The following is a 21,491-nucleotide window of genomic DNA, read 5'->3' as shown; positions in this document are numbered from 1 at the left end:
ATGTTTACGCAACTTAGTAATATACACATCCATGCTTCGTGCATTGAAATAATTATCATCAATCCAAATAGTTTTCAATGCGAAATCACGCTGCAGAATCTCATTAGCATGAGCACAAAGCAAGCCCAATAATTCGGATTCTTTCGTAGTCAGTTTAGTCTGTTTTCCATCGATAGCCAGAATTTGTTTCTGAGTATCAAAAGTAAAACGACCAATCTTGTAGATATTGCTTTCCTTGTTTCTCTTACCACGTACACGACGCAAAATAGCCTCGATACGGAAAGTCAACTCTTCCATACTGAACGGTTTAGTAATATAATCATCCGCACCAATCTTGAAGCCTTCCAATATATCCTCTTTCAAAGTTTTAGCAGTCAAGAAGATAATAGGAATTTCAGCATTAGCCTGGCGAATTTCCTGTGCTAAAGTAAACCCGTCTTTCTTCGGCATCATCACATCCAATACACATAAGTCGTATTTGTTCTTAAGGAAAGCCTTGTAGCCAGCCTCACCATCCGGGCAAAGTTCGGCCGAGTAGCCTTTTGCCTGCAAATATTCTCTCAATAGCATGCCAAGATTCTCATCATCTTCGCATAACAAGATACGCAATTTCTCGTCCATATTATTCATTTTTTAATAAAGGTAATACAATTATAAATTTAGTTCCTACATTCAATTCACTCTCGGCACGTATAGTCCCTTTGTGATCTTGAATTATTTTTTTCACATAAGCCAGTCCCAAACCAAAGCCTTTCACATCGTGCAGGTTACCAGTATGCACACGATAGAATTTATCGAATATCTTCTTCAGGTTTTCTTTCTTAATACCTATTCCATTATCCTGGATAGAGATATAAAGCTTACCCGATTCATTCCAAGTACGTATATTCAACAACAATTCGCCTTCCTGTTTTTTATATTTCACTGCATTGTCCAGCAAATTAAAAATAACATTTGTAAAATGCATCTCGTCTACAAATATATCCGGATTTACCGCATCCAAATTCGAAGTGATTTTACCATTGTATTTCTCTACCTTCAACGTGAAAGTATTGACAACACCGGCTATCAAATCATTTGCATTCACCTCTTTCATCTTCAGCGTCGCTTTTTGCTTTTCGAACATAGACATCTGCAACACCTTTTCCACTTGAAAACGCAAACGCTTGGTTTCATCATTTATCACTCCGGATATATGCTGGAACATAGCAGGAGATTTTCCCACTGCCGGATCTTTCAACATCTGAGCTGCCAACGATATGGTAGAGATAGGTGTCTTGAATTCATGTGTCATATTATTTATGAAATCATTCTTTATCTCGGTCAACTTCTTCTGACGGAAGATGATATAGATAGTAAAAATGAACGTCACAAGCAATACAAATGTGAAGATCAGTGACGGGATCATAAATTTAACAGAACTGAATATGTAACTGTTCAATGTAGGGAAGTGAATATTTACTGTTGCCATACGAGCCGGAGGATCATTTTTAAATAAAACCTGCGGATATGTATTCTCACTACCCTCTTTGGTATAATCAGGGCAATGGTAAACTTCCGTCCCGTCACGGTCTGTCACCGTAAAATGGTAAGGAATATCAATGCCATTATTCAGCAATTCTGTCTTTAAAAACAAGTCCAACTGTTTAAAGTTGATTCTTTTGTTCAAGGGTTTGTCACTAGCTGTATACAAAATGTTATAGACCACTTCGTCCAACAATGCACGTTGGTACACATATCTGTCTTTAATTATTTCCTGCAAGGCTCTTGAAGTCTGAGGAATATTCTTACCAGTCGAAATAATCGCTTTAGGAATATTAGAAGGACGATTCGCACTGAACCTCATCTTCAATTCAAAAGTAGAGTAACCGTTCAATCCATCGGAAGTTATGGAGTACTCATGTGTATGCGCTACCACATTACCACTTCCCTCCCCCTTTTTTTCTTCGGACTGCTCCCTGGATAACTGTGCTGCTTTTTCTGTAGCAATCGCATCATCCTCAAGGTACTTTTTAGTTTCCACCAACTCAATATTTCGACACGCTTGGACTAAACTGCGCTGAACAGACTCATCAAATTGTCCTTTGCGCATTTTCACCATTTCTTCAATATAGCTTACCTGCAAATACAATAAACTAAGAAATGATAGTCCCATTACAATACCTAATACCCAAATAGTAGACTTTTTCATGTCAGCAAAATTAAAAGCGCTAAATCTCATTACATAATAGATTAACCAAATTTAAACGGCTATTCTCTATAATTAACCGAAAAAGTCATTTAAGCTAAGATTCTGACTATTATAACAAAATTTACGCCAGTTGGTTTGCAAAAATAATAAAAAATTAAGTTCAAAACCAAATAACAAACCTAAAAGTTTAAGTTATCTTAAATAAAAAGAGACGTATTTTTAACGAAATACGTCTCCTCTAAGTATGAAATCTTACACTTTATCAATCATCTTTATTTTCTTTAGCTTCAAATTCCTTCATTAATTTTTCTTGTACATCCGTCGGAACCAATTCATAGCTGGCAAACTTCATAATAAACGAAGCGCGCCCACCTGTCAAGGAACTCAAAGAAGTGGAATAAGAAGACATTTCGTTCAGAGGTACTTTCGCAACCAGTTTTTCATATCCACTTTCACTGCTCATACCCATAATCATACCACGACGACCTTGCAAATCACTCATTACATCACCCATTTTGTCGCTAGGAACGAAAACTTCCACATCATAAATTGGCTCTAGAATCTTAGGCCCAGCATTCTTAAATGCCTCACTGAATGCATTACGTCCTGCAAGCATAAAGGAGATTTCATTTGAGTCTACCGGATGCATCTTACCATCATAAACAATCACTCGTACATCACGCGCATATGAACCAGTCAACGGACCCTGCTCCATCCGGCTCATAATCCCTTTCAAGATAGCAGGCATAAAACGAGCATCAATAGATCCCCCCACAATACTGTTAATAAAGACTAATTTACCACCCCATTCCAAAGGTATTTCCTCAGTCCCCTTCACATTTATCTTGAATTCCTGACCGTTAAACTTATACGTTTCGGGTACAGGCATTCCTTCATAATAAGGTTCAACAATGAGATGAACCTCACCAAATTGCCCTGCACCACCTGATTGTTTTTTGTGACGATAATCGGCACGAGCTGCTTTAGTGATTGTTTCACGATAAGGAATCTTAGGCTCCTCAAACTTAATCTGCAATTTTTCGTTATTCTCCAAACGCCACTTCAAGGTACGGAGATGGAACTCACCTTGTCCATGCACAATAGTCTGTTTCAATTCTTTGGATTGCTCTACCTCCCAAGTAGGATCTTCCTCACGCATACGGTTCAATATAACCATCATCTTCTCTACATCAGCCTCATTTACAGGCTTGATGGCGCGCGAGTATTTAGCATTAGGATATTTAATGAAATTAAACCGGTTTTCACAGTCTTTGCCGTTCAAGGTATTTCCAGTCTTTACATCTTTCAATTTCACAGTACAACCAATATCTCCGGCTACCAGCTCCGGCACCGGAATACGATTAGCTCCGGCACAAACAAAAAGCTGTGCCATACGCTCTTTAGAGCCACGATCAGCATTAGTTAAATCATCACCTTCGTGTACCTTTCCACTCATCACTTTAAAATACTGCACACCACCGATATGGGGTTCAACGGCAGTTTTGAAGAAATAAAGAGAAGTAGGTCCATTAGCATCGGGAGGCACAGGCACACCACGAGTATTATGAACTACAGGCATATCTGATACGAATGGAACAACATTACCTAAAAATTCCATCAGACGACGGACACCCATATCTTTACCTGCACATACACAGAAAACAGGGAACATACCACGTGCAGCCAATCCCTTACGGATGCCTTCACGCATTTCATCTTCAGTCAATGATTCCGATTCAAAGAATTTTTCCATCAATGTCTCATCATTTTCAGCAGCAGCCTCTACCAAAGCTTTATGCATCTCCAATGCCTTTTCTCTCTCAGAATCAGGAATTTCTTCAATTGTAGGAGCACCTCCTTCTGGTCCCCATGAATATTTCTTCATCAACAGCACGTCAATGAGTTCATGAAAATTAGGTCCCGTTTCAAGAGGATATTGCACGGGAACTACCTTAGAGCCATAAATACTACGCAACTGTTCGAGTACATTGTCATAGTCACATTTCTCGTTATCAAGCTGATTAACCAAAAAGATAACTGGTTTGCCTAGTTTTTCTGTATAACGGAAGTGGTTCTGAGTGCCTACTTCGGGACCGTATTGTCCATTCAGTAGCAAAATAGCAGTATCGGTTACATTAAGCGCGGTTATGGCAGCCCCTACGAAGTCATCACTGCCCGGACAGTCAATTATATTTAGTTTTTTTCCATTCCACTCTACATGATAAACGGTAGAGAACACTGAATAACCATATTCTTGCTCTACCGGAAAATAATCACTAACCGTGTTTTTGGCAGTAATTCTGCCACGACGTTTTATAATACCACTCTCAAAGAGCAAAGACTCTGTGAGGGTGGTTTTACCTGAGCCATCATTGCCAAGAAGTGCAATGTTTTTAATTTCGTTAGTCTGATATACTTTCATGATATCTAAGGTTTAATTATTAACAAACGGATATGTGTTTCATATCTCCTAAAAATGTGGAGCGCAAATTAGAAAATAAAGAGAAAAAAAACAACTTAAAGGATAGTGTTACTAAACTATGTTTTACGACAGATATTCTATATTAGCATTATTTTTTTGTAATTCTGGAAAACTTCTGTTAGTACCTTATACAAAGGACTTTGGGATAATTACCCGTTTTTGAGGTAATGACTTGGCAACGGTACAATCTGCTGCGTTCTACCTTGAATTGCTTTCAAGTAACTCGTTTCTGTGTACAAAAATAATAGAATAGTCCGATGCACACAAGGTACATCAAAGAAAAAGTTCGACTATTTTTTTAGTTTGTTTAATCGCATTACAATCGAAGTTTGACTTCTACCCATTTTGTTTGCAATATATTTGACACTCTTACCTTCATTGTGCAGTTTCAATAAAAATTGGTCTGCACTTCTTGTCCATCTTTTATTGGCGTTAGGGTGCTTTACATAGCTTTCTTCTGACACCTTTTCGGGGTGCAAGAATTCATCCACAAATACAGACGGGAAACGCTTATCGTATAATACAAGCGTTTTTATCTTAGCCCTTGTTATTGCAACATAGAATAATCTTCTTTCTTCTCCGTATGGGAATTGGTCGCTCTTAGTGAGCACATAGTTAAGCACAGGGTCGTCACTCACCTGTGATGGGAAACCGTATGTATCTTTATTGCATTGTAAGAGTATTACATAATTCGCTTCAAGACCTTTTGACTTATGTACGGTTAAAAACTCTATTTTTCGTCCTCCTATCACATAGTAGAATCTATTACCCTCTTTAATTGATTGGTACATAAAAGAGAGGTAGTAATCATCAAAAGAGTAACGCCCCAATAGGAATATTGATTTATCCGATGGAATAGAAGCTACAAGTTGCCCTATCGTATTGCAGTAATCTCGTCTATCATAAGCATAGAATTCCAACTCGGTTCTCATTTCTGAGCTGAACGAATGGATATTCTTTTGTATTTGGGCTTTATTGCGTTGTATAAAGTTCGACGATAAAGAAACCAAAGGCTCTCCAAATCTGTATGTCGTTTCAATCTTGTTTATCTCCGTTGTTCCAAAATATTCGGGGAATTGATTGAATAGAGCCATATCACTTCCCGAAAAACGATAAATAGACTGCCAATCATCACCCACACAATACAACTTTGCAGGAGGATTACCCTCTCGCAATACTTTCAAGAAGTTGTAACGGTCAACAGAAATATCTTGAAACTCATCCACTATGATATAATCATATTCAACAGGGTGTGAAGTACGACATATCTCAGTGGCTTGAAGAATAGCATCGGTAAAATCAATTTGGTTACTATCGCTTAACGCATTTATGTAGCGTTCATATACAGGTTGAAATATATTCTTGATGATAAACACACTTCGTTCATCATCTGCATTTTTGGCTTGTTTCAAAACCTCTTTAACTGATTTACAACTTGATTTTACCAATGTAACGAAAGTAACAACAAGTCGTATAAACGCCTTTTCCTGCTTGCTGCCTTTGGGTAGTACTAAATCGTATAACTCCTCATCGGTCTTTTCTTGAATTGGTACACCTGCTTCAGCTAATAGTTTACGGAGTTTATCCCTAATATCAGAATAATGAAAATCTGCACTTGATGTTACTAAAAGTTGTGTGCCAAATTTCTCGTGAGCAGTTTTCTTCCAAGTTATACCATCATTGTATTTCTGATTGGCTTCTTCGTAGGTTATACCCTTATCTTTTGCGAACCAAGCAGGAACAAGCCCGTGTTCATCAACTCCGAAATGTTCAAGATAGATGCGTTTGGTTACTCCTCCTTGCTTAAAATATATTGAGAAGTCGGGACGATATTGTGAGTGCATCTCATCTGCTAATTGATGTTCGTATGGTTCTTCATATCTGAATTTCACTCCCAGCGAGGACAAAGCAAAACATATTTTTTGTTCTTGTTCACTTCTCACATATATGGCTCTGCCGTCCATATCGGGAAACATCGCCTTTAGCTGCACATTCTTTAGTCCTGATAATTGCTCCCGTCTTTCATTCTTGCGTTGTTCCCAATCAGCTTCATTCGTTTGGTAATCAATAAAGTATTCCACTATACTTTTCTTGAAAGACGATTTATCTAACAATTTGTGATATATATCTACAAACAATGAATCTGTATTGTCGCAAATAGATGGTTTTGTACCTGTCGTTTTGCCTATAATATCAATGGCTAACTTATGGAATGTGTAGCCTTTCAATCCATTGGTCGCCATTCTTTCGGTTAGTTCGGCTGCTGCTTTGTTGGTATAACTGATAAGTAAAATTCTTTCAGGTGCTATACCCTTGATTTCGGTGAGATATTTAACCTTACCGACAATTGAAGAGGTTTTACCACTACCTGCACTGCTGACTACTAAACAATTATCCTCTTCTGAAACAATTGAGCGTCTTTGTTGCTTGTCTAATGGGTATTTTAGGCAATGGTCAAAAAAGTCCCTGTGCGTGTCAAGTAGAAAGGTTATAACACCATCATTGTGTTGTTTTACAAGTTTGTTGATTCTTCCAAAGTCGTTAATGAATTTGGATATGGTTTCTGATGGAGTGATGTTAAATGCTTCAAGTTTCTTCAGAAGTGAATATGCCTCTTGGAAATGCACCTTATAATGATTGATGAAATCTTTTTCTTGCGTTGCGGAGATTACCCTGCCATAAAAGCCATTATTTAAGTCTGAGGGAATATCTATAAACGCCCCCTCCTTAAGAGCCGATAATCTCTCTTTTGCTTGCTCATAATTTGATTTCTCGCTATATGCAGATATATGGTTTAGCTTTTCTGCAAGCTCTTTGGATTTGTTTTTTAGGCGTGTTCGTACCATCGCTATTACAATAACCGAAATAGCAATTATACAAATTACCCAAATGAACAATGGCTGCATATTGGAAGTAATATTTATCTGAATCTTTCAATCCATCTATAATCATCACCCTTAGTACTCCACTGAAATTTCCACATATCACCTGTATTATCGTTTATAAGATAGTATTGATACATACTTGTCAGTGGCTGAATAGAGAATATACACCTTTCGTTATTTTCTACTAATTCGTATTTATTTATAGGAATACAAAATAGGTTGTCTAAATCTTGTGTACTATATTGAACTTGCCATAGTCGTCCATTATATGAGTCCAACAATATAAATGTCCACATGTTTTCAGTGGCAAACATCTGAAATCTATTAGTCCAATTTGACGACTTCTCAGGATATGCAAGAGAAAATATGTTGATTGGTGCAGCAAACATGTAATCCTCACCCTTGACACTAAACTGGACTTGCCAATTCTTACCTGTATATGTATCAAGCATTATGAATGTCCACATATTCTGTGTTTCATAAAGGCGAAATCGTCCTTCTTTATCTCCTAAAATTTCTCTCGCACTACAAATTTCCCAAGACTGACCATCATCTTGAATTTGTTGTACTTCGCCTGTCATTGTATTTAAGCGAAGTTGATTATGATAGTTCCGAGTCTTATACATTTTATAGACTTGAGCATATGATGTAGAAGCTATAACCATTAAAGCGAATAATACGAAAAGCTTTTTCATAATTCTGTTATGTTATTATTTGACAATTAACGGATTCATGTACCAGACACATTTTGAATAAGTCGCATACATAGGATACTAAATATCCTCTAAATCTTTTTGAATTTTAGTTTCTACATTTTGAGAATCACGATAACGAATCATTACCATACCCTCATAAAAACCAGAAGTCTTTTCTATCGATAATTCAATGTTTCCTCCTGTTACCTCCCAAGCACTACCCCAAACAACAGTTCCTTGATGAACTTCTGCCATTAAAGCTGTATTGGAATCCAAATGGGCAGGGTTCTTCTCTTTTGAAATAGTCGGATTGCCATATTTTCGGGTGTATAAATCTTTATAATAGTTATAAGTATTAACAAGCGTATTCCATTCACCACTTGGGTCAAACAACACAGCTACGGCAAATACACTTTTCCCATCATCTGTAGCTGTTACACCTATAGTTGCATTACGACCTGTAAAGTCTCCCATAAACAATGCAAGATTGTTTTCACTGCCAATAGAAGTGAATCCTTTAGCTTTTAACTTCTGACAAAATTCAGTCATACTTCCCTCAATGGGAATTCCCTTAAAGGTAAGGTGTTCGGAACTACTTTGAGCATACGATGTCAAAGCAATTAAAACAAATGCGAATGATACAATCAACTTCTTCATAATTTGTTGTATTATATTTAATAAACATTTTAGTCCAACCTACGAAAAAGCGTGAACTACAAAGCCACACTCTTACTTGAAGGTCGTAGGAAACCATAGATGCAGATGTAACAATAGTAGCCCACGCTATATGCGTGAGAATCACTATGCTATCCTTGCATCTAATTGAAAATTTCCTACGTTTTCAAGTACAAGATAAGCATAACGCTTCTTCTTAATTCTAATATGTTTTGGAAAGAGTAGCCTCAATCCAATACAAAAGTATGAAAAATCCGTGATATACCATTCTACTATCACGGATTTTTTTGATTTACAGTTTCATACTTCTATTCTGTCTTGGCTTCGGTATTCCGATGGCTTCTCTAAACTCATTCATCTTCTTTCTGAACCAGTTCACGTGAGAAACCCCGTCTATCTTGAAATCGAATTTACCGTTTTCATCCTGTTTGATAGAGCAGACGGAGTGTCGGGTATCAAAACTTCGGTTAAATTCGGAAGAATAGAGTTCGCCTTTTATCCCGACCTCCTTGAACTCGCATAGTCTTCTGATTATTCCGTCATTGAACTTCAATCGGTCACGCAGGAAGTTTATTATAGGCATCAGCTTCTCCACATATGGAAAGTAGCGTCTGACAAAATCCGCAAACTCCGACAGCTTGCGGTGCTGTTGCTCGTAAGCGTTTCTTATCTCCTGTATCTGCTTGGCTTGTTGCCGTTCCCGTTGTCGGGTTTCGTTTTCAAGTTCAAGGATGCGGTCTTGCAAATCCTCGTTCCTGCGCTCCAACGATTTCATCTTTCCACTTCCGAAAAGAGAGCCCACACTGCTTGCAAGGGCGGTTGCCGTATCGGTGGCTGCGTTTTTGAGCTTGTCGGTACGGATTTCCGCTTTCACCTGCTTCAGTTCCTCCTGCGCCTCGGCTTTCTTCTCCTGCAACAGTCTGGTTTCAGTTTCGAGGACTTCATTCTTCTTTTTCAAGTCCCTATAATACTGCATGGTGGTGGTGTGCCGTGCTTCCGAACCCCGTACCCCACGCTGCAATCCGTATTTCGCCATCACCCTTGCGTAATTGTCGTGGTAGGCGACCAAGGTCTGGCGGTTGAACAGGTCATCGGCACACAAGCGGACGGAATTTGTTTTCTTGCGGTACTTGCGCTTACCGTCCGTTTGCTCTTTCTTGGCTTTGCGCCTTTCACCCGTCACGATGGGAACAACGGCTGCGTGGATGTGCGGAGTCTTCTCGTCCATGTGCAGATGTGCGGCAACCACATTGTCTTTGCCGAATGTGGCTTGCAGCCATTGGATGCTGTCGTTGCGCCATTCATCGAGTTCTCCTTTTTCCTGTATGTTCATCATGTCCTCGTGCGTACCCGACAAAACCACCCGAACGACACGGACTTGGTCGTGTGTGATTTTCCGTCTGATGCCTGCCGTGTTCAGTCTGTGGGCAATCGCTTCATCCCTGCCGTGAACGCCATCGGGGTATTCGACAAGCACCCTGTTCAGATGTGTCCTTGTCGGGTCTGCGTTTTTAGGTATTATCTTTCTCTCTATATGGTCGGACTGCGTGGTGTCCGATGTACCCTTTGCTTTCTTAATGTCCAATGAAAAATATCCCATTTTATTTCTATTTTGCGGTTATCGTTATGTTTCTTCTCTCTGCCTGTGGCATCGGCTCACAGGGTTTATTATGCAAATGAACCCTTGCTGCACTCGGCATAATCCAAACGAGTTTGGCTTCTGCTCTCGTTTGCACAGGGTTTCCAAAGGGATTTCCCTTTGGCTCGATAGGGTGTTTTTAGCGTTACGGAGTAATGCGTGAAGAAAACGCCCTATTGAGCTATGGTATTTCTGTCTAAATACCTTTCGGAAAGCAGACGAGCACATTACAGATGAAATCCCCCTTTCTTTTTCGGTGGCTGCATCATCCGCCTTGCGGATTGGACTTGCTTCTTCTCCTTTATCGGCTCTGCCGATTGGGACAAGGGCTTACCGCACAGGTAGTCGTTCAAGTCCTTATACTCACGATAGTACATTGACTTGTCAAGCAGCCGTTCCCCAAACTTCTCTTTCAGCTTCTTGCAAGTGTTCCGTCCTGCCGTGTCGTTGTCAAGGAAACAGCCGACTTGGGTGTAGGTCTCCAATATGCTTTCCGCTTTTGCAAGATTGGAAACGGAGTTCAATATGATATAGTCCTGTGTGTCCAATCGCGGGTGTTGCGGATTGTTTTCTACTCGGATGGTAAGGAATGAAAGGTAATCCATGAACCCCTCGAACAGGTAACACATACATCGTTGTCCGCCCTGCTGTCGGATATGGGTGATATCTTTCGGGGCGACACATCCCTTGAAGTATCTGTTGCGCACTTCATATCCTCCTGCCATGTTCGGAAAGCCGATGGCAAAATAGGGTTTGTCGGCATTCATAAACCGAAGCTCCCTGCATTCTCTTTTGGCAAGTCCGATGTTTATTCCCCTTTCTTGCAGATAGGCTATAAGAGCAGGGGAGGACAATTCTCCAACCTTTAATCCCTGATAAGTACGATTGTCGGAATGCTGTCTGCCAAAAGAGAACGATGCAGGGCGGATGTATGCTGTCCGCTCCTCTATGCGTCTCAACAGATAGGCTACATCTTCCGAACGGTAGAGTTCCGCTGCCAATGCGAGGATGTTTCCGCCTTTGCCGATGCCGAAGTCATACCATTTTTCAAGCTCGGTGTTTACCTTGAACGATGCGTCCGTTTCTTCCCGTAACGGTGATTTGTACCACAGATTCCTGCCTTGTTGCTTTACAGGCGTATAGCCCAGACTTTGCAGATAGTCCATCCCCAACTCGTACTGTTCCCCGAAGATGTGCCGTACCAAAGATTGGATATGCGATAAATCGCCCTCCTGCGGTCGGTGGTCTATCGGTTCGTAGAGGTTAAGGAACTTGCCGACCACGGAACGGTAGCCGATGTGTTCGGGTACTGTGCAGAAGCCGTCATACTTGGGAACTCTGCCGATGTAATCCTTGCCGTAATCCTGTCGCAGGGTCTCGTTGTTCCATGCGATGCGTTTCCTTATATACCCTCCGTTCAGTTTGGGCTGCTCCACAATCTTATAGAGCGTTGTCCCCACTCGGATAAACTCTTCCTTTGCCATGCCGCCATCCGATGGCGGTCTGTGGCTGTCCTGTTGTTCGATAGCTGACATAATCAAATGGTTTTAAGTTTGAAAATTACCAGCTGCAAAAATATAATCAATTATCGGATAGGTTGTTATGCAAAACACAGCAGAATGGTGACAAATAGCCCCCGAAACAAAAACTTTCGATGGTTTGGGACAGGAAACGGGTTGTGCAAACGGAAAACTCCCGAAAAGCGAATGTCGGATTACGCTTTTCGGGAGAAAAAATCAGAGCGTCTGTCGTACTGACTTAATGAATTACTGACTTACCGAGTGAATTATGTCAGGCATTCAGCTACGAGAAGTATTCGGATTTGGATATACCGTTGGTATTCAGCGAGAAGAAGATGCTTGTTTTCTCTTTTCGCAGGTACAGTATTTCAAGAACGGCATTGCGTACCCGTTCCGCTCCGAATGTGCCGATATGGAAAGCGAGGGTAACTATCGCTTCAAGGTTGTAAACCTCCATACAGCAATTATCGGATACCCGTATGCTTCGCCTTATCCCGTATTCCCTTAAAACTCCGCTCTTGCAAAGAGCCTTCAGCCCTGCACGGAATGTCGGGGCGGTTACTCCGAACAGGTCGCAAAGTTCCCATTCGCTCATGGCGGTTGCGCTAATGTCGGTCGGCATGATGATGTTGCCGTTACCGTCTGTTGTTATGATGCTTCGTTTCATGGCTATGCTTGGTTATGGGGTTACACTTCCGAACGATGCGTTCAGCTTGTTGCCGAACATCGTCAGGTCATTGTCAAGTTTCTGCGTGGTTATCTTCGCATAGATTTGAGTCGTGACAATGTTCGTGTGTCCCAGAACACGGCTCACGCTTTCAATGGGCATCCCCTTGCTAAGAGCCAGTGTTCCAAACGTATGACGAGCGCAATGGTAGGAGATTTGCTTCTCTATTCCGCATTCCGCCATTACCTTTTTCAGCTGTTTGCACATCGTCCAATAGTTGATTTTCCCGAAAACCAGCTTGTCTTCCGACAGATACTTGTACCGTTCGATTATCTGCAAGGGAATATCCAGCAGCTTCACTTGGAACGGGACATTTGTCTTGTGCCGTTTCGACAATATCCATTTCTCACCATTCACCTCCACTATTTCATCCGTTGTGAGTTCTTTCATATCCACGAAAGACAAGGCGGTGAAACAGGCGAAAATAAACAGATCCCGCACCAATACGAGGGTGGGGTTGTCAAACTCGTGCGCCATGATTCTTTTGATTTCGTCCTCTGTCAGATACTCCCGTTCCTTAACATTCGGGCTGATATGGAACTGCGCAAACGGATTTCTCGGTATCAGTCCGTTATAGTGCGCACGCATGACCACCCCTTTCAGCCACATGCAGTTCAGCCAGATGGTGGCGTTTTTCAGTCCCCGTTCAGCCGTAAGATAAGCCGCAAACTCCTTGATGAAGTCGGGTGTAAGTTCCAGCATGGACATGTCCGTCCGTCTGTAGAATGACTTGATAAAGGCTGCGACATAGTTCCTTGCCCTTACCATGACCTTGTACGTGCCGATGCTGCGGTCTTTACCGACACGTTTCAGGAAGTTGGCGCAATCCTTGTCAAAAGCCTTTATCAGTGTCTCATACTCGCTTCCTACCCCTTGGTAGGCATTGCGCACCATTTCAGCCGTTACGTATGCCTCTCGGTCGGATATGCGCTGATAGTGCTTGATGATTTGCGCCTTGATGTTGTCCAATGCCAGATTGACGTTCCGTGCTTCGGCACTCTTGCCTTTGGCTCGGTTGCCTTTCGCATCCCAAAGGGTTTTCGGGATGGTCTGCTTGCAGCTGAACTGTGCCACAGTACCGTTGATTGTCACTCGTCCCATGATGGGGACAATACCGTCTTTCTCCTTGCTGCCGTTCACGTAGAACAGCACTTTGAATGTACTTCTTGCCATACTCGTTTTTTTTGTTTGCAAAGTTAAATATCAACGAGTTAGACCTTGATATGCAAATCGGTGACAAACGGTGCAATAGCATCTCCCATATGTTAAATCTTACTCTTTCACGGGTAATGATTTGCAAACCATTCTTCTTCTTAAATCCGCTTTTCTTTGCGTTTTCCGCTTTTTCGGCTTGTCATCATTTGACACCGTAACAACTCTGATATTAAGTCGTTTAGCGTCATTTCTCCCGTTTTTCGAGGTTATTCCAGAGATTTTTGCTAACTTTGCCACAAAATAAGTTATCATGGCAGGCATCTACCTACATATACCCTTCTGCAAAAAGCGTTGCATTTACTGTGATTTTTTCTCTACTACTCGTAAAGAACAGAAAACAGCATACATCCGTGCATTGTGCCACGAACTAACTGACCGGAAAAACTATCTGAAAGGAGAACCCATAGAAACGATTTATCTAGGTGGCGGTACTCCCTCACAATTGGCTAAAGAGGATTTCGAAGCTATTTTCTCCCATATTTATAAGGTGTATAAAGTAACCCCCAATGCCGAAATTACTTTAGAAGCTAATCCCGATGACTTAACATCGGAGTATATCTCTATGCTACGCACCTTTCCTTTCAACCGGATAAGTATGGGAATTCAAACTTTCCAGGAAACGACTTTAAAACAACTCCAACGACGACATACCGCCGACCAAGCCATTCGTGCCTTCCAAGGCTGCCGCACGGCAGGTTTCCAAAATATCAGTATTGACCTGATGTATGGGCTGCCCGGCGAAACGCTCACCTCATGGAAAAAAGATTTAAAACAAGCCCTTTCCTTACACCCGGAACATATTTCCGCTTATCATCTTATTTATGAGGAAGGAACTCCCCTGTGGAAACTCCGCGAACAACATAAAGTAGAAGAAGCAGACGAGGACTTAAGCGTTTCCCTGTTCGGTACACTAATCGACGAGCTCACTACTGCCGGATACGAGCATTATGAAATATCCAATTTCTGTTTGCCAGGTCTTCATTCCCGGCACAATTCCAGTTACTGGACAGAAAAGCAATATTTAGGTTGCGGTCCTTCCGCACATTCCTATAATGGCATTTCACGCCAATGGAATGTAGCTTCACTAGATAAATATATAGAGGGGATCTCAAGCGGAAATCCCACATTCGAAGTAGAAGAACTTGACCTATATACCCGTTACAATGATTTTGTCATTACCCACATACGTACACAATGGGGAATGCCACTGCCCAAACTCGGGAAACAATACGGAGAAGAACTGTACAAATACTGCCTACGTATGGCCACTCCACATTTACAACAAGGAACACTGGAAATAAAAAACGATACGCTGAAACTGACCCGTAAAGGCGTTTTTATATCAGACGGGATCATGAGCGACATGCTTTGGGTGGAGTAACTAATACTTCAGCGAATATTCACATATGCTATTTTAAAAGCATCCCCCAAAAATAAATGAATAATTTTATAAAATACGATAGGGAGATTTTCAAGTTTCCCTGTCTTTACTTATATAAACCAATAAACTAAAAAGATATGAAAACAAGTACGCGCATAGTTCTTCCATTCTTCTACGCATTAATGGAAGCTTATGCTTACAATAGCGAAAACGATTCTGAAGAACACAGGAAAACGGAACAAAAGAGTTCCGAATGCAACCATAACACAAATCAAATTTTGGAAACTCTTTCTCCAAATATTACAAAGAGGATAACAGACTCTGAATAAAGGCATATAAATTATTGAATAATAAAAGAAAACTAAAAACTAAATGATTTCTTCAACTTGCAATCAATACAGTATCAAGGGAATTTTCTTGATACTGTTACTAATGATTTCCACTACATTCATACAGGCCCAAAAAGCAGATCTTTCTTTCAGCATTCACTTAAAAAAAGCGAATCTGAAAGAATTCATATTTGAAATAGAAAAAGCCTCCGGCTACTCTTTTATTTATGGAGAGGAAATCATCCTTAAACATCCTATAACCCTCAGTCTAAGAAAAGCTCCATTAAGCCTGATTTTACAGAAAGCTTTTGCTGGACAGAATATCAGTTTCAAAATAAACAAAAATCACATTATATTAAAAAAATACGCTCTACAATCCAGCAAGAAATCTTTTACCCTGAACGGGTATGTATTGGACAGTATATCGAAAGAAACATTGATAGGTGCCAATATTTATGATCAGAAAAACGGAGTGGGTACTACTACCAATCCTTTCGGATACTTTAGCATCACATTGCCTGAGGGAGGCACTAAACTAAACTTTTCATATATAGGCTATGCAGTAAAACAAGTGTCTTTGCACCTATGGAAAGATACTATGCTGACCATCCAACTCCGCAATGACAACCAACTGAACGAGGTCATTATCTTGTCCGACAAACCCGAAACGGGTATTCAAAGCAGTCGTATGGGAGCAAGCAGTATTCCTATTCCCCACATAAAAAACACACCGGCATTGATGAGTGAGGCAGACGTATTAAAATCCATCCAACTACTGCCCGGTGTACAAAACGGAATGAACGGAACCAGTGGGTTATATGTACGCGGAGGAGGTCCGGACCAAAATCTTTATTTATTAGACGGTGTACCTTTATATAATGTAGATCATACACTGGGCCTGTTATCGGTCTTCACTCCGGAAGCCGTGAAAAAAGTCGATTTATACAAAAGTAGCTTTCCGGCACGATTCGGCGGACGTCTTTCATCTATTGTCGATGTCCGTACCAATGACGGAAACATGCAGCACTATCATGGAAGCTTGACTATCGGTCTTCTCACTTCACATCTGCAATTTGAAGGACCTATATGGAAAGATCATACTTCCTTCATTATCTCAGCACGACGCAGTTATATTGACTGTTTCCTCCCACTAGTTATGCCAAAGGACGAACGGGGCGGTTATAGTTTGTATGACATCAACGCCAAGCTAAATCATCGCTTTAGTGAACAAGATCGCCTTTTCATCTCTTTCTATAAAGGAAAAGACCACGTCTACTATAAATACAAAGATGAAGATAAGTTCAAGCAAACTCACAATTGGGGAAACATATTACTGAACACACGCTGGAATCATGTTTTCACACCCCAACTATTCAGTAATACTACGCTGGCATACAATCGTTATGTTTTTGATATCAGACAAGAGGAAACTTCCAGCATACAACAACCTGATGGTTCCACAATCATCAATGGTTCCCACAATCTGTTTCACTCCGGCATCAGTGATCTTAGCATTAGTACGGATTTTGATTATCATCCGTTACCGGCACACAACATCAAATTTGGAGCGAAATACATATATCATCAGTTCGCTCCGGAAGTGCAGACCGTAAATCAACACAATTCCGACAATGGATATCCACAAACTAACGACAATTATAGTTTGAACAATTCTCATATCCATGCTCATGACTTTTCCTTGTATGCCGAAGATGATCTTATTCTGAACGAACATTGGAAAATAAATGCCGGATTGCACTTTTCATTTTTTAATGTACAAAAACAGACTTATCTTTCTTTGCAACCCCGTCTTTCCATAAGTTTCCAAGCGACCTCAAATATCATCTTAAAAAGTTCTTTTTCACAGATGAGCCAGTGTACCCAATTATTATCTACTGCATCACTGGCCATGCCTTCCGACCTTTGGGTGCCCGTCACACGCCACATCCGCCCCATGAAATCTTTTCAATATGCTGTAGGAGTATACTATACCGGTATCAAGAATTGGGAATTTTCCATAGAAGGATACTATAAAGATATGTATAATGTATTAGAATATAAAGACGGAGAAAGTTTTCTAGGTTCTTCCCATAACTGGGAAGACAAAGTAGAAATGGGCAAAGGACGTTCATTCGGAGTGGAGTTTATGGCACAAAAAACTGCAGGGCTCCTTACTGGATGGATTAATTACACCCTATCCAAATCCGACCGGCAATTCAGTACGGACGGGATCAATAATGGTAAACGTTTCCCTTACCAATATGACCGCCGACATACCTTGAATCTCACTCTAAATTATCAATTGACACGACGGATCGACTTCAATATGTCATGGACTTATGCATCAGGTTGCATGGCAACACTTCCTACAGAGAAGACACATATAGAACTACCACCTACCAATGTACCACCTTCCTGGATTATGGATAATTTGAACAAAGGAGATATGGATCATTCTAGTTCACGAAATAACTACAGATTGCCTGCAAGCCACCAATTGAATATAGGATTCAACTTCCATAAACAGACCCGGCACGGAGAACGGATATGGAATATCAGTATCCTAAATGCCTACAATGCCATGAACCCCAACTTTGTCTATATCAGCAGGGAAGCACAAACAGGAAAGCCTATATTGAAAAAAATGACAATCTTGCCATGTATTCCTTCATTTTCATACACTTATAAATTTTAAAATCCAATGAAAAAATACTTTTTATTTCTTTGTGTATTTGTTATTTTAAGCGCATGTACCAATACCATTGGTTATTTACCCGATGATGAACCTAAAAAACTGATCGTAAATGCCATGATGCAAACTGAAAATAACGATAACCGGATTTATCTGCATTACACAGGATGGACAGCTACCACTCCTGTCACCGATGGTATCATACACCTGTATATCAACGGAAAACTGTCAGAAACAATCACTGCGGAAGATGATTACTACCCAGTAAAAAGCATATTCCGAACAGGAGATAAAGTGAAAATAGAGGCTTCTTCAGAAAATGGTAAATATAAAGCAAAAGCGGAAACACGCATCAGTGCACCCTTACAGATTATAAATGTAGATACAACCTATATAAGTTTAAGAGATTATAACAGCTGGGTAGGAGGCAAGCCTGTATATGACAATTATCTTCGGCTTAACATTCAATTAAAACAACCCGATATAGAGGCAGAGAATACATACTATCGTCTTGAAATAAAACAGATTTTTTATTCTCATAAATGGCATGACGGCAGGGACACTCTCAGTATTGACACGACTTATAACTATAATTATATTTATGACACCGCCTTGACAGACGGCAAACCCGGACATGCTATAGATGAAGGATTCGAGCTTATTCAGAAATGGAACAATTATTTTGGCCTTTTTAAAAGCTGTTATTTTAAAAACAGGGAATATAACATGACGATAGATTTAAAAGAAGACATCAACTATATACATATAGATTCTCAGAAAGCAGAGCGATATATCAGTATCCGGTTTTACAGTATTTCAGAAAGCGAACATAGATATTTGTATGCCATGTCCTCTGCATTAGATTTTGATGCCGAAAATTTTATTTATGCAGTTCCCCTTATTCCCAATAATATAAAAGGAGGAATAGGTATATTCAGTATTGCCAACCAAGTAAAATACAAATTGAAAGAAGAAAATTGCCAAGACAGATACTAAGAAGAAGGCTTCAGTTCCTCTCATACAATAAATCAAAACTAAAAGTTCTAAAATGAATAGCACATCTATTTACATTTTAGTAGCTTTGCATCCGATTATAACATTAACAAACATGCCCAACACGGCAATGGAGGCAACTGAACTACTCAAAGAAATACAGAAGCATGATTCCCAACAGGCTTTCCGGTCTTTATACGATATGTATTATGACCGTTTCTTTCGTATCGCCTTTTATTACCTTCAACGGGATGAATGGGCTCAAGAAGTAATTTTAGATGTTTTTACCACGCTTTGGAATCATCGAAAAAGTCAGCTTATTCCCGATGATTTTAATAAGTACAGCTATATATTAATAAGAAATGCCGCTCTGAACTATTTGGAAAAAGAACAAAGGAGGGAAGCCTCGCCTCTGGAAAATATGCCGGAAATATCTTCTTCCAACCTTTCTCCTGAAGAACAAATGATGAATGAAGAGTTATTTAACATTTATGAGAACTCACTGAATGAATTACCTGAACGTTGCCGAACAATCTTTATTAAAGTCCGCGAAGAAAAACAAAGTTATGCTTCCGTTGCCGAAGAACTTAATATAAGCCCTAAAACAGTAGATGCCCAGTTACAAAAAGCTGTAACCCGACTCAAAGAAAAAATTAACAATTATTTTAGAAATAGACGATAGGGAGTTTTCCAGATTCTCCTGTCTTTATCAATAGAAACTAATAAACTAAAAAGACATGAGAACAAATACACGTTTAGTATTACCATTTTTTTATGCCCTGCTTATAAGTGCATGTAGTAACAACGACAACTATCCCAAAGAGTATATAGGCTTTGAAAAACAATTCATATCACACACCTATGATACAAAGAACGAGGAAGAAACCCTTACTTTAAAAATAATAGCTGCCGAAAAACAAGACACAGACCGTAAACTGACCATTAGCAGTTCTACAAATAACAATAGCTTCCACATTCAAAATGCCCATCCGGTCATCTTGAAAGGAAAGAAATCAGTAAAAATAGATATCATTCTTTATCCTAAACAAATAAAAAGCGTACAACGTATCATACGGTTGATCTGTACTCCTGACGGAAAAGACGCAAAAATTTCTGAAATTTCTATCCGTCTGCAAAAGAAGTAGTATCTTTGTCCAGCAAATAAAATAACATGAATTCACCGAAATCAGACAAAGAACTGGACGAATGGTTGGAATTATTATCTTCTTCCACTCATTCACCGCAGGGAAAATTCTCGGCGGAGAAAAGTTATAATATATTGCAACAACGTCTTCAACCGGCATACCGCAAGCACAAAATACTTTCCATTCGGTATACAGTTGCTGTGGCTGCCGGTTTCGTCCTGCTTATAGGTTTCGGTTGGATGTTTTATTTTTACCAACGTCCGGTACGTACACTGATTGTTTCCACCAATATACAAACTCAATGCATCCAATTACCGGATGGCTCTAAAGTAACCCTAAACCGACATTCCCAATTGAGCTATCCGGAAACTTTCAACAAGGAACGAATCGGAAAGCTGAATGGAGAAGCTTATTTTGAAGTCAGTAAAAATCCTAAAAAACCATTTCGTGTCAAAGCAAACGGAGTTACCATCAGGGTATTAGGCACGCATTTTAATGTCAATGCCTATGCCGCCGATTCTTTAGTAGAAACAACCCTGCTGGAAGGTAGTGTATCCGTCAGTAACAATGCCAACGGTAAACAAATGATATTAAAGCCCAATGAAACAGCCATTTATCGTAAATCGACTGGAATATTGTCTATGCACATTAATGCAAATGCACAGAACGAAATAAGTTGGCGTGAAGGTATTCTTTCTTTTAATGACATATCTATGGGAGAAATCGCTCGTCAACTATCCCATCATTTTAATGTCACCATACAGATAAAAAGCGAACAGTTACGTAATTATAAATTAAATGCACGTTTCAAGCAAAACGAAACGTTGGAAGAAATTCTAGAAATGTTGGCTCCCATCGTAGGTTTTACTTATCACATGCCCCAATCCAATCTTATTGAACTAAAGCAAGAAAACTAAAAAAC

General features: G+C 40.0%; 17 protein-coding genes. 7 read left to right on the top strand and 10 right to left on the bottom strand.

Translation table 11 applies throughout. From position 1 onward, the window contains the following. From AB5935_RS00815 to AB5935_RS00770, 10 genes are all read right to left on the bottom strand, one after another. On the bottom strand, positions 1–621 hold a 621-nt coding region (locus tag AB5935_RS00815), incomplete at its 3' end, for a response regulator transcription factor (protein ID WP_368327309.1). A 1-nt stretch (position 622) separates the two neighbouring features. After that, positions 623–2,191, bottom strand: coding sequence for a sensor histidine kinase (locus tag AB5935_RS00810; RefSeq protein ID WP_008653739.1), 1,569 nt, complete (start codon positions 2,189–2,191; stop codon positions 623–625). A gap of 262 nt (positions 2,192–2,453) precedes the next feature. Next, a complete protein-coding gene (locus tag AB5935_RS00805) occupies positions 2,454–4,613 on the bottom strand; it encodes an elongation factor G (protein WP_368327308.1) in 2,160 nt (719 codons plus the stop codon). 350 nt (positions 4,614–4,963) lie between these two features. Beyond that, a complete protein-coding gene (locus tag AB5935_RS00800; RefSeq protein ID WP_134770941.1) occupies positions 4,964–7,579 on the bottom strand; it encodes a UvrD-helicase domain-containing protein in 2,616 nt (871 codons plus the stop codon). 14 nt (positions 7,580–7,593) lie between these two features. Further along, complete coding sequence (locus tag AB5935_RS00795) at positions 7,594–8,139, bottom strand: hypothetical protein (RefSeq protein WP_234242205.1); 546 nt, start codon at positions 8,137–8,139, stop codon at positions 7,594–7,596. Between the two features lie 192 nt (positions 8,140–8,331). After that, entirely contained in the window at positions 8,332–8,910 is a 579-nt protein-coding gene (locus AB5935_RS00790; protein WP_072541797.1) for a hypothetical protein, read from the bottom strand. Positions 8,911–9,220: 310 nt separating this feature from the next. Further along, positions 9,221–10,528: a MobV family relaxase gene (gene mobV / locus AB5935_RS00785; protein WP_134770305.1), complete on the bottom strand. Its 1,308-nt coding sequence runs from the start codon at positions 10,526–10,528 to the stop codon at positions 9,221–9,223. Positions 10,529–10,794: 266 nt separating this feature from the next. Further along, the gene (locus AB5935_RS00780) at positions 10,795–11,733 is read right to left on the bottom strand and encodes a toprim domain-containing protein (RefSeq protein ID WP_134770340.1); all 939 of its coding nucleotides are present in this window, start codon (positions 11,731–11,733) and stop codon (positions 10,795–10,797) included. Between the two features lie 637 nt (positions 11,734–12,370). Then, the gene (locus tag AB5935_RS00775; protein ID WP_013617184.1) at positions 12,371–12,754 is read right to left on the bottom strand and encodes a hypothetical protein; all 384 of its coding nucleotides are present in this window, start codon (positions 12,752–12,754) and stop codon (positions 12,371–12,373) included. Between the two features lie 12 nt (positions 12,755–12,766). Next, positions 12,767–13,987, bottom strand: a complete 1,221-nt coding sequence (locus tag AB5935_RS00770) for a site-specific integrase (protein WP_134770304.1) — start codon at positions 13,985–13,987, stop codon at positions 12,767–12,769. Positions 13,988–14,279: 292 nt separating this feature from the next. Here AB5935_RS00770 and hemW point away from each other — a divergent pair, with 292 nt between their 5' ends. From hemW to AB5935_RS00735, 7 genes are all read left to right on the top strand, one after another. Next, positions 14,280–15,410: a radical SAM family heme chaperone HemW gene (gene hemW, locus AB5935_RS00765; protein ID WP_007839875.1), complete on the top strand. Its 1,131-nt coding sequence runs from the start codon at positions 14,280–14,282 to the stop codon at positions 15,408–15,410. Positions 15,411–15,547: 137 nt separating this feature from the next. After that, complete coding sequence (locus tag AB5935_RS00760; protein ID WP_007839873.1) at positions 15,548–15,739, top strand: hypothetical protein; 192 nt, start codon at positions 15,548–15,550, stop codon at positions 15,737–15,739. Between the two features lie 43 nt (positions 15,740–15,782). After that, a complete protein-coding gene (locus AB5935_RS00755; protein ID WP_038610646.1) occupies positions 15,783–18,434 on the top strand; it encodes a TonB-dependent receptor in 2,652 nt (883 codons plus the stop codon). Positions 18,435–18,440: 6 nt separating this feature from the next. Next, positions 18,441–19,427 (top strand): DUF4249 domain-containing protein, encoded by a 987-nt coding sequence (locus AB5935_RS00750; protein WP_038610649.1) that lies wholly within the window; start codon positions 18,441–18,443, stop codon positions 19,425–19,427. Positions 19,428–19,539: 112 nt separating this feature from the next. Continuing rightward, positions 19,540–20,106 (top strand): RNA polymerase sigma-70 factor, encoded by a 567-nt coding sequence (locus tag AB5935_RS00745; protein WP_005844655.1) that lies wholly within the window; start codon positions 19,540–19,542, stop codon positions 20,104–20,106. Positions 20,107–20,161: 55 nt separating this feature from the next. After that, complete coding sequence (locus tag AB5935_RS00740; RefSeq protein WP_008653750.1) at positions 20,162–20,569, top strand: hypothetical protein; 408 nt, start codon at positions 20,162–20,164, stop codon at positions 20,567–20,569. A 26-nt stretch (positions 20,570–20,595) separates the two neighbouring features. Then, a complete protein-coding gene (locus AB5935_RS00735) occupies positions 20,596–21,486 on the top strand; it encodes a FecR family protein (RefSeq protein WP_368327307.1) in 891 nt (296 codons plus the stop codon). Positions 21,487–21,491 lie beyond the last annotated feature (5 nt).

It is taken from the genome of Phocaeicola sp. RTP21198st1_B8_RTP21198_201120, from assembly GCF_040929485.1.
In the GTDB taxonomy this organism is placed as follows: domain Bacteria; phylum Bacteroidota; class Bacteroidia; order Bacteroidales; family Bacteroidaceae; genus Phocaeicola; species Phocaeicola dorei.
The sequence above is the reverse complement of the archived record's forward strand: the minus strand, read 5'-3'. Positions and strand labels throughout refer to the sequence as shown.

Excerpts from the sequence above, each read along its gene's own strand:
- AB5935_RS00810 (WP_008653739.1), bottom strand. The coding sequence starts at position 2,191 with ATGAAAAAGTCTACTATTTGGGTATTAGGTATTGTAATGGGACTATCA.
- AB5935_RS00805 (WP_368327308.1), bottom strand. The coding sequence starts at position 4,613 with ATGAAAGTATATCAGACTAACGAAATTAAAAACATTGCACTTCTTGGC.
- AB5935_RS00800 (WP_134770941.1), bottom strand. The coding sequence starts at position 7,579 with ATGCAGCCATTGTTCATTTGGGTAATTTGTATAATTGCTATTTCGGTT.
- AB5935_RS00795 (WP_234242205.1), bottom strand. The coding sequence starts at position 8,139 with ATGACAGGCGAAGTACAACAAATTCAAGATGATGGTCAGTCTTGGGAA.
- AB5935_RS00790 (WP_072541797.1), bottom strand. The coding sequence starts at position 8,910 with ATGAAGAAGTTGATTGTATCATTCGCATTTGTTTTAATTGCTTTGACA.
- mobV (WP_134770305.1), bottom strand. The coding sequence starts at position 10,528 with ATGGGATATTTTTCATTGGACATTAAGAAAGCAAAGGGTACATCGGAC.
- AB5935_RS00780 (WP_134770340.1), bottom strand. The coding sequence starts at position 11,733 with ATGGACTATCTGCAAAGTCTGGGCTATACGCCTGTAAAGCAACAAGGC.
- AB5935_RS00775 (WP_013617184.1), bottom strand. The coding sequence starts at position 12,754 with ATGAAACGAAGCATCATAACAACAGACGGTAACGGCAACATCATCATG.
- AB5935_RS00770 (WP_134770304.1), bottom strand. The coding sequence starts at position 13,987 with ATGGCAAGAAGTACATTCAAAGTGCTGTTCTACGTGAACGGCAGCAAG.
- hemW (WP_007839875.1), top strand. The coding sequence starts at position 14,280 with ATGGCAGGCATCTACCTACATATACCCTTCTGCAAAAAGCGTTGCATT.
- AB5935_RS00760 (WP_007839873.1), top strand. The coding sequence starts at position 15,548 with ATGAAAACAAGTACGCGCATAGTTCTTCCATTCTTCTACGCATTAATG.
- AB5935_RS00755 (WP_038610646.1), top strand. The coding sequence starts at position 15,783 with ATGATTTCTTCAACTTGCAATCAATACAGTATCAAGGGAATTTTCTTG.
- AB5935_RS00750 (WP_038610649.1), top strand. The coding sequence starts at position 18,441 with ATGAAAAAATACTTTTTATTTCTTTGTGTATTTGTTATTTTAAGCGCA.
- AB5935_RS00745 (WP_005844655.1), top strand. The coding sequence starts at position 19,540 with ATGCCCAACACGGCAATGGAGGCAACTGAACTACTCAAAGAAATACAG.
- AB5935_RS00740 (WP_008653750.1), top strand. The coding sequence starts at position 20,162 with ATGAGAACAAATACACGTTTAGTATTACCATTTTTTTATGCCCTGCTT.
- AB5935_RS00735 (WP_368327307.1), top strand. The coding sequence starts at position 20,596 with ATGAATTCACCGAAATCAGACAAAGAACTGGACGAATGGTTGGAATTA.